This window comes from Paraglaciecola arctica (assembly GCF_018861065.1).
Classification (GTDB): domain Bacteria; phylum Pseudomonadota; class Gammaproteobacteria; order Enterobacterales; family Alteromonadaceae; genus Paraglaciecola; species Paraglaciecola arctica_B.
Window position 1 is genome coordinate 56,819 of sequence record NZ_JAHKQO010000023.1, and the last position, 6,356, is coordinate 63,174.

Annotated in this window: 6 protein-coding genes; 5 read left to right on the top strand and 1 reads right to left on the bottom strand. The window is 40.4% G+C overall.

The features are described 5' to 3' along the window. Window positions 1-7 precede the first annotated feature (7 nt). Window positions 8-910, top strand: a complete 903-nt coding sequence (puuE, locus tag KO534_RS09500) for an allantoinase PuuE (protein WP_215929418.1) — start codon at window positions 8-10, stop codon at window positions 908-910. Window positions 911-1,134: 224 nt separating this feature from the next. Beyond that, window positions 1,135-2,055 carry a cation diffusion facilitator family transporter gene (locus KO534_RS09505; RefSeq protein ID WP_215929419.1) on the top strand — a complete coding sequence of 307 codons (921 nt, stop codon included), beginning with the start codon at window positions 1,135-1,137 and terminating at the stop codon, window positions 2,053-2,055. 169 nt (window positions 2,056-2,224) lie between these two features. Here the strand turns inward: KO534_RS09505 and KO534_RS09510 are convergent, their stop codons facing one another. Next, entirely contained in the window at window positions 2,225-3,553 is a 1,329-nt protein-coding gene (locus KO534_RS09510; RefSeq protein ID WP_215929420.1) for an NCS2 family permease, read from the bottom strand. 311 nt (window positions 3,554-3,864) lie between these two features. Between KO534_RS09510 and KO534_RS09515 the strand changes: the two genes are divergently transcribed. From KO534_RS09515 to KO534_RS09525, 3 genes are all read left to right on the top strand, one after another. After that, a complete protein-coding gene (locus KO534_RS09515; RefSeq protein ID WP_215929421.1) occupies window positions 3,865-4,872 on the top strand; it encodes an adenosine deaminase in 1,008 nt (335 codons plus the stop codon). Window positions 4,873-4,981: 109 nt separating this feature from the next. Beyond that, complete coding sequence (locus KO534_RS09520; RefSeq protein ID WP_252732050.1) at window positions 4,982-5,968, top strand: YHYH protein; 987 nt, start codon at window positions 4,982-4,984, stop codon at window positions 5,966-5,968. After that, entirely contained in the window at window positions 5,965-6,249 is a 285-nt protein-coding gene (locus KO534_RS09525) for a hypothetical protein (RefSeq protein WP_215929422.1), read from the top strand. The genes KO534_RS09520 and KO534_RS09525 overlap by 4 nt, the downstream gene beginning before the upstream one ends. Window positions 6,250-6,356 lie beyond the last annotated feature (107 nt).

Genomic DNA, 6,356 nt, shown 5'->3' on the forward strand with positions numbered 1-6,356 from the left:
GTGCTCAATGAGACACGCGTATCCTAGGGATTTAAGCGGTTACGGCCAATTTCCTCCTCATCCTAAATGGCCTAATCAGGCTAAAATAGCTGTGCAATTTGTACTTAACTACGAAGAAGGTGGTGAAAACTGTGTATTACATGGTGATGATCATTCTGAAACCTTTCTATCTGAAATTATCGGGGCTCAGGCTTTTTCTGATCGACATTTAAGTATGGAGTCTATGTATGAGTATGGCAGTCGTGCAGGATTTTGGCGGCTGTATAACTTGTTTGTACGTTATAACTTACCGATTACAGTATTTGGCGTCACTATGGCATTGCAGCGAAATCCTGAAGCAGTAGCCGCGATGAAAGAGGCAAACTGGGAAATTGCTAGTCACGCTATGCGTTGGATTAGTTTTCAAGATATGCCCGAAGCCCAAGAAAAGAAAATGATTAATGCTGCGGTGCAATTGCATCAAGCAATTACGGGTAGTAAGCCTAAAGGTTGGTACACAGGTAGAACAAGTCCTAACACCCTAAAACTCATAGCTGATCGTAATGATATTTTATATTGCGCTGATTCGTATGCAGATGATCTCCCTTATTATGACACTCAGTATTCGTCACCCTTGTTAATGGTGCCTTACACCTTAGATACTAACGACATGCGTTTTGCCACCCCGCAAGGTTTTAATAGTGGAGAGCAGTTTTATCAGTATCTTAAAGATGCTTTTGACGTGTTGTATGCCGAAGGTGAAACTGCGCCAAAAATGTTGTCGATAGGATTACACTGCCGAATTATTGGGCGTCCAGCACGGATGGCGGCGTTGCAAAGGTTTATTGAATATGTACAGAGTCACGATCAAGTATGGTGCTGTACTAGAGAGCAAATTGCCTTGCATTGGAAACAGAATTTTCCGCTATAAAACTCACAATTCTCACCTGTAAAATCACAAATCAAAAGTATAAAACCGGCTTAGTCACCTCAAGACTAGGTTGGTTTTTTGTGTTATTTCGGCTTCATTATGAGCTTTAGTATGGGCATTAAGTTCATCCACTAATTTGCCAGTTATTGGTTTTTATAAAATGACTATCTTATTTTAAAAACTAGCGTACTATCCGCGAATTATCGGTCTATCAGGCTATTTTAATGGTCATTGGATTTCACGAACAAAAAGAAAAAGGTCTGTTAACTCTGTCTTTCTATGTGGCAGGAGGCTTTGTTTTTGTTGCCTTAGGCTTTGCTATCATTACCCATTCTAGTGCCATCTTATTCGATGGTATTTACTCATTGATTTCCTTTTTCATGGCGTTGTTAACGTTGAAAGTCGCCAACCTCGTGCAAATGCCCGACGATGACAGATTTCACTTTGGCTATACCGCCATCGAACCCACGCTTAATCTATTCAAATCATTAATCATCATTGCAACTTGTTTGTATGCGGTTATCGGTTCAGTTAATAGTTTACTGGATGGAGGGAACTCTGCCGAATATGGGTTAGCGATAGTTTATGGCGCTATTGCAACTATAGGGTGTTTTGCAATATCAGCCTATATGAAACATCAAGGTAGTCATTTACGTTCAGATTTAGTCGGGGTCGATGCCCACACTTGGTTCGTAGACGGAGTTTTAAGTGCCTCAATTTTAATAGGCTTTGCTCTTGCGTATTTTATTGAGAAAACCAGTTATGCAAACTATGCACCTTTGATAGACCCAATATTACTTATTATTCTGGGCACTGCGATTTTACCTATACCGGGTAGAATTATGCTTGAGAGCCTCAAAGAAGTAATTAATAAAGCACCGCCCGAGGCCGTTACTGCGGTGATTGAGAAGAAACTTAAACAAACTCTTTCGACCGTACCCTATGAACATGTAGAAGTACGTATCAGCAAACGCGGCAGAGATTTATATATTTTGGTACATATCATTGTGAATGAATCTTTTTCTGTCGCCACTATCAGTGAACTTGATGATATTAGAATAAGTTGTGAATCAGCTATGCGAGAATGGAACCCTTCCATTATTATGGATATTTTGTTTATTACCGATCCTAAATTGGCAGGGTAGGTGAGCTAAATACTATTCAATTTGAATCAATTATAGCGATATAAAATATCTATGATCTTCGGGGAAGTGCTTTTCTATCGGAGGAGATATTTTGATCCTCTTCCCTCTAACAATTATGTCGCAATGAGTCAATTGTTAGGGGAAGTGGTGTAAAGCGGTCTAATTTACGCTATTTCAAATCTAACACGTATCGCAATACAAATACTGCTGCCATAACATAGGTGATTAAGGTGACCTGTTTATATCTTGCAGTACCCAACATTATGCCTACATAGGTAATAAACCCTAGGGCAATACCCTCACTAATACTAAACGTCAGTGGCATCGCAAGAAGCGCCACTGTAGCAGTCGCCAGCGCGGTAAGATCATCAAAGTCGAGTTGTCTAAAAGAGTCCATCATGAGTATTCCTACCATAATTAACGCAGGTGTCGTTGCCATCAGCGGGATAACTTTCATTAAGGGTGTGAGAAACAATGCCAACATAAAACACAGCGCCACAAACACTGAGGTGAGCCCCGTTCTGCCACCAGCTGAAACACCAGCCGCTGATTCTACATACGAAGTAACGGGAGAGGTTCCTACGGCTGCACCCACGACACTTGCGACAGCGTCGGCGGTCATTGCCTTGCCCATTTTAGGTAGTTTACCTTGTTTATCTAAAAGATTTGCTCTGCGAGACACGCCAATTAATGTGCCTATGGTATCGAACATATTGACAAACAGTAGTGCAAATATCAGGTCCCAAGTTTCAGCAAGATTCTCTATGGGATACATAATGTCCATCGCAAAGAATGTGTTACTAATGCTGTCTGGGAGACCAACAAACTGATCAGTATGTTGGGTAAGGTAGCCGTCTCCACTAGGAATAAACGCACCCGCTACACTTAACACTATGACAGAAATTAGGATAGCCCCTGTAATTTTTCTTATTACCAACACAATAGTTAATATAATGCCAGCTAACGCCAATAAAGTAGCCGGTTCAGACAGATCACCGATAGATACAAAAGTTGCAGGGTTATCTACTACTAATCCTGCATTTTTTAGCCCAATAAATGCGATAAATAAACCGATACCACACTGCACACCAATTTTAAGGGCTGCTGGAATCGCTTCGGCAATTTTAGTTCTGACTCCAGTAAGAGATAAAATTAAGAATAAAATACCGTTCCAAAACACTATGCCTAGGGCTGCGTCCCATGGAATTTCTCGGGTTAAACAAATGGTAAAGGCAAAAAAAGCATTGAGACCCATTCCTGGCGCCATCGCGATAGGGTAGTTAGTCATATAAGCCATTAATAATGAGCCCAGACACGCAGCTATTGCAGTAACGGTAATGAGCCCTGCTACTGGCATGCCGCCGGCACTTAATATGCTTGGATTGACTACCAACACATAAGACATAGCTGCAAAGGTGGTTAACCCTGCAATAAATTCAGTTTTAAGGTTAGTGCCTTTTTCTTTAAGTTTAAAAACGTGATCGAGAAAATTAGTCATACTTAGCGCTCTGGTTTTGATGTGACATTATTTTTATAATTTTAATTAACGAGTTTACTTTCGCTGTATTGTGCAAAAAGCTGACCATCTAGTCTGGCATTGGTCTGATTTATGCTGGTAACATAGCTTAGATGGTATATGACGTGAGTTTAATTTTATATGTTTTTAGATTAGGTGTTGTTTTGATACCAAAAATTCGAAAATATTGCGATTAGATCCATGAGTATTGCACCAACATTTAGCGATGTTATTCGTTTTGGTGCAGACAAAGATAATAATTTACATACAAACCTAACGTAATCAGGTGAAAAATGACCAAGAATGAGTTGAAGCAATGGATTGCGGAATTACCAAAAGTAGAATTACATCTGCATATTGAAGGATCGTTAGAGCCTGAGTTGATGATGACTTTAGCAAAAAAACATCAAGTAGCCTTGCCCTATGCAAATATCGAAGAGGTAAAAGCGGCCTATGACTTTAATAATCTACAAAGCTTTTTAGACCTTTATTATTTGGGGGCGTCTGTTCTTAAAGAAGAAGACGATTTTTATCAATTGATGTGGAATTATTTACTCAAATGTAAGGAAGACAATGTAGTACATGTTGAAATTATGTTTGATCCGCAAACTCATACCGAGCGTGGAATTGGGTTTGATGTATTTATGCCAGGGTTTAAACGCGCTATTGAGCAAGCAGAACAACAATGGGGACAGTCTTGTTTATTGATCATGTCATTCTTACGGCATCTGCCAGAACAAAGCGCAATTGAAACCTTAGAAGCCGCCACTCCCTATCTTGGTGATATCACTGCTGTAGGATTAGACAGTGGTGAATTAGGAAATCCTCCAGAAAAATTTACTCAGGTTTTTGAGATGGCCAAATCATTAGGCTTAAAACGAGTGGCTCACGCAGGAGAAGAGGGACCAGCAGATTACGTTTGGGGTGCGCTCAATGCTTTAGATGTGCATCGTATTGATCACGGTGTACGCAGTATTGAAGATCCAGAGTTAATTGAATTTTTAATTCAATCTCAACATCCGTTAACTGTTTGCCCACTTTCGAATACTAAGTTAAAAGTGTTTAATCACATGCAAGAACATAATGTTTTGCAATTGCTCGATTTAGGGTTAATGGCGACGATCAATGCAGATGATCCGAGCTATTTTGGAGGGTATTTGAATGAGAACTTTTATGCCCTTATTGAACATTTACCAGTAGAAAAACATCATTTACAACAATTGGTAAAGAATAGTTTTAACGCCAGTTTTATGCCAGCAGCACAAAAACAACAATGGCTAGCAAAAATTAACAGCGACTAACTGCTTTTCCTTTTTTATTGCATAGTATTTGCACCTAATTTGCACATTCTAAGAGTAGCTTTGTGTGTCTTAGTAATGAGATGAACTTTTTGCAAGTGGTGGTGTAAAGATGACAATTAACAAATCGATGAGTGGAATAGCAATAGCGCTGGTATCGCTATTTAGTGTAGTTGGATGTGGTACCAGCGATTCAAGTGATGAAGTGGTCATTGATGACGGTGATACCGCTACTAGTGAAACCCAGATTGGTTTAGACCCAGCACTCTTTGTTGACGGTGCACTCATTGAGTCGGTGACAACGGAAAATTGCACATTGAGTGGTGGTACCGCTACTACTTGTTATCGTATTAGCATAGCGGGTGTACCGGCTAATGCTGAAATTGGCCCGTTTTGTCCACCTAATATTACGTCTGATGCCTCAGAGGGAGGAATTTGGTTCGACGGTAATGGCGAAGTCTATGACATTAGCGGCGAGTTTATTAAAAACTTAGAGACTTTATATGGTTCTAGTTGGTTGTTATACGATCCTGCAACGGGTGACGTCAATATAACTGATAGCCAAGTGGCCTGTGAAGCAGCCGCTAGACCAGATGTTGCTGAAGAGTATCAAAACCATTGTGTGGTGTGTTCTATTGATTATTACGGTGGCGGAGTATCTTCTACTTTTTTGATCCCTACAACGCCGGTTCCTATGACTAATCCACAGAATATTGGAAATGATGACTTAGGAGTAACGTTAAACGGAGTGGTGTTCGCGCCAGCGGCGCCTGTAGACGCCATTTTAGCTGCTAACACTATAGCGGCATTCGATGATTGTGGTGGTCATGTTAATCCTTTTGAAGGTTATCATTATCATGCAGCGACAGGGTGTACTGAAACATTGTCACAAGCCGACGGACATGCCAGTTTGTTAGGTTACGCACTTGATGGATATGGTATTTTTGCTATGCGAGATGCGGCAGGTGAAGAAGAATTTGATCTCGATGAATGCCGAGGTCACAGCGACGAGACCCGAGGCTACCATTATCATTCAGCCAGCGCAGCAGAAAACATGTTCATTGGTTGTTACCATGGAGAGCAGGGAGCGAAACAATGATAGGTCACAATAGAGTAAAGGTGTTATTAGTTGCCCCTCTGCTTGGGTTGTCACTGAATTTAAGTGCCCATGAAGGACATGCTAATACTAAGGCGATACAGGTTTGCCATGACAAAGCCCTTGCAAGCAATTGTGCTTACATATTAGGTAAAAAATTGTATAAAGGCAGTTGCAGAATTATCGCTAACAAGTCGATGTGTGTGAGAAGTGCGCCCATAGAGCTTTTAACAGAAGACACTGAGTTGAATTTAACAGCTAACATCCAAGACAAAAAAAATTAGGATTTTGTTAAAACAATATCGATAAAAAACGGCTCTATGAGCTAATGCTGTTCACTTAAGGTGAACAGCAGATTTTTTTGATGGAACACCAGCCAGTCTATTTAACA

Coding starts and splice junctions, on each gene's coding strand:
- puuE (WP_215929418.1), top strand. CDS start 8: ATGAGACACGCGTATCCTAGGGATTTAAGCGGTTACGGCCAATTTCCT.
- KO534_RS09505 (WP_215929419.1), top strand. CDS start 1,135: ATGGTCATTGGATTTCACGAACAAAAAGAAAAAGGTCTGTTAACTCTG.
- KO534_RS09510 (WP_215929420.1), bottom strand. CDS start 3,553: ATGACTAATTTTCTCGATCACGTTTTTAAACTTAAAGAAAAAGGCACT.
- KO534_RS09515 (WP_215929421.1), top strand. CDS start 3,865: ATGACCAAGAATGAGTTGAAGCAATGGATTGCGGAATTACCAAAAGTA.
- KO534_RS09520 (WP_252732050.1), top strand. CDS start 4,982: ATGACAATTAACAAATCGATGAGTGGAATAGCAATAGCGCTGGTATCG.
- KO534_RS09525 (WP_215929422.1), top strand. CDS start 5,965: ATGATAGGTCACAATAGAGTAAAGGTGTTATTAGTTGCCCCTCTGCTT.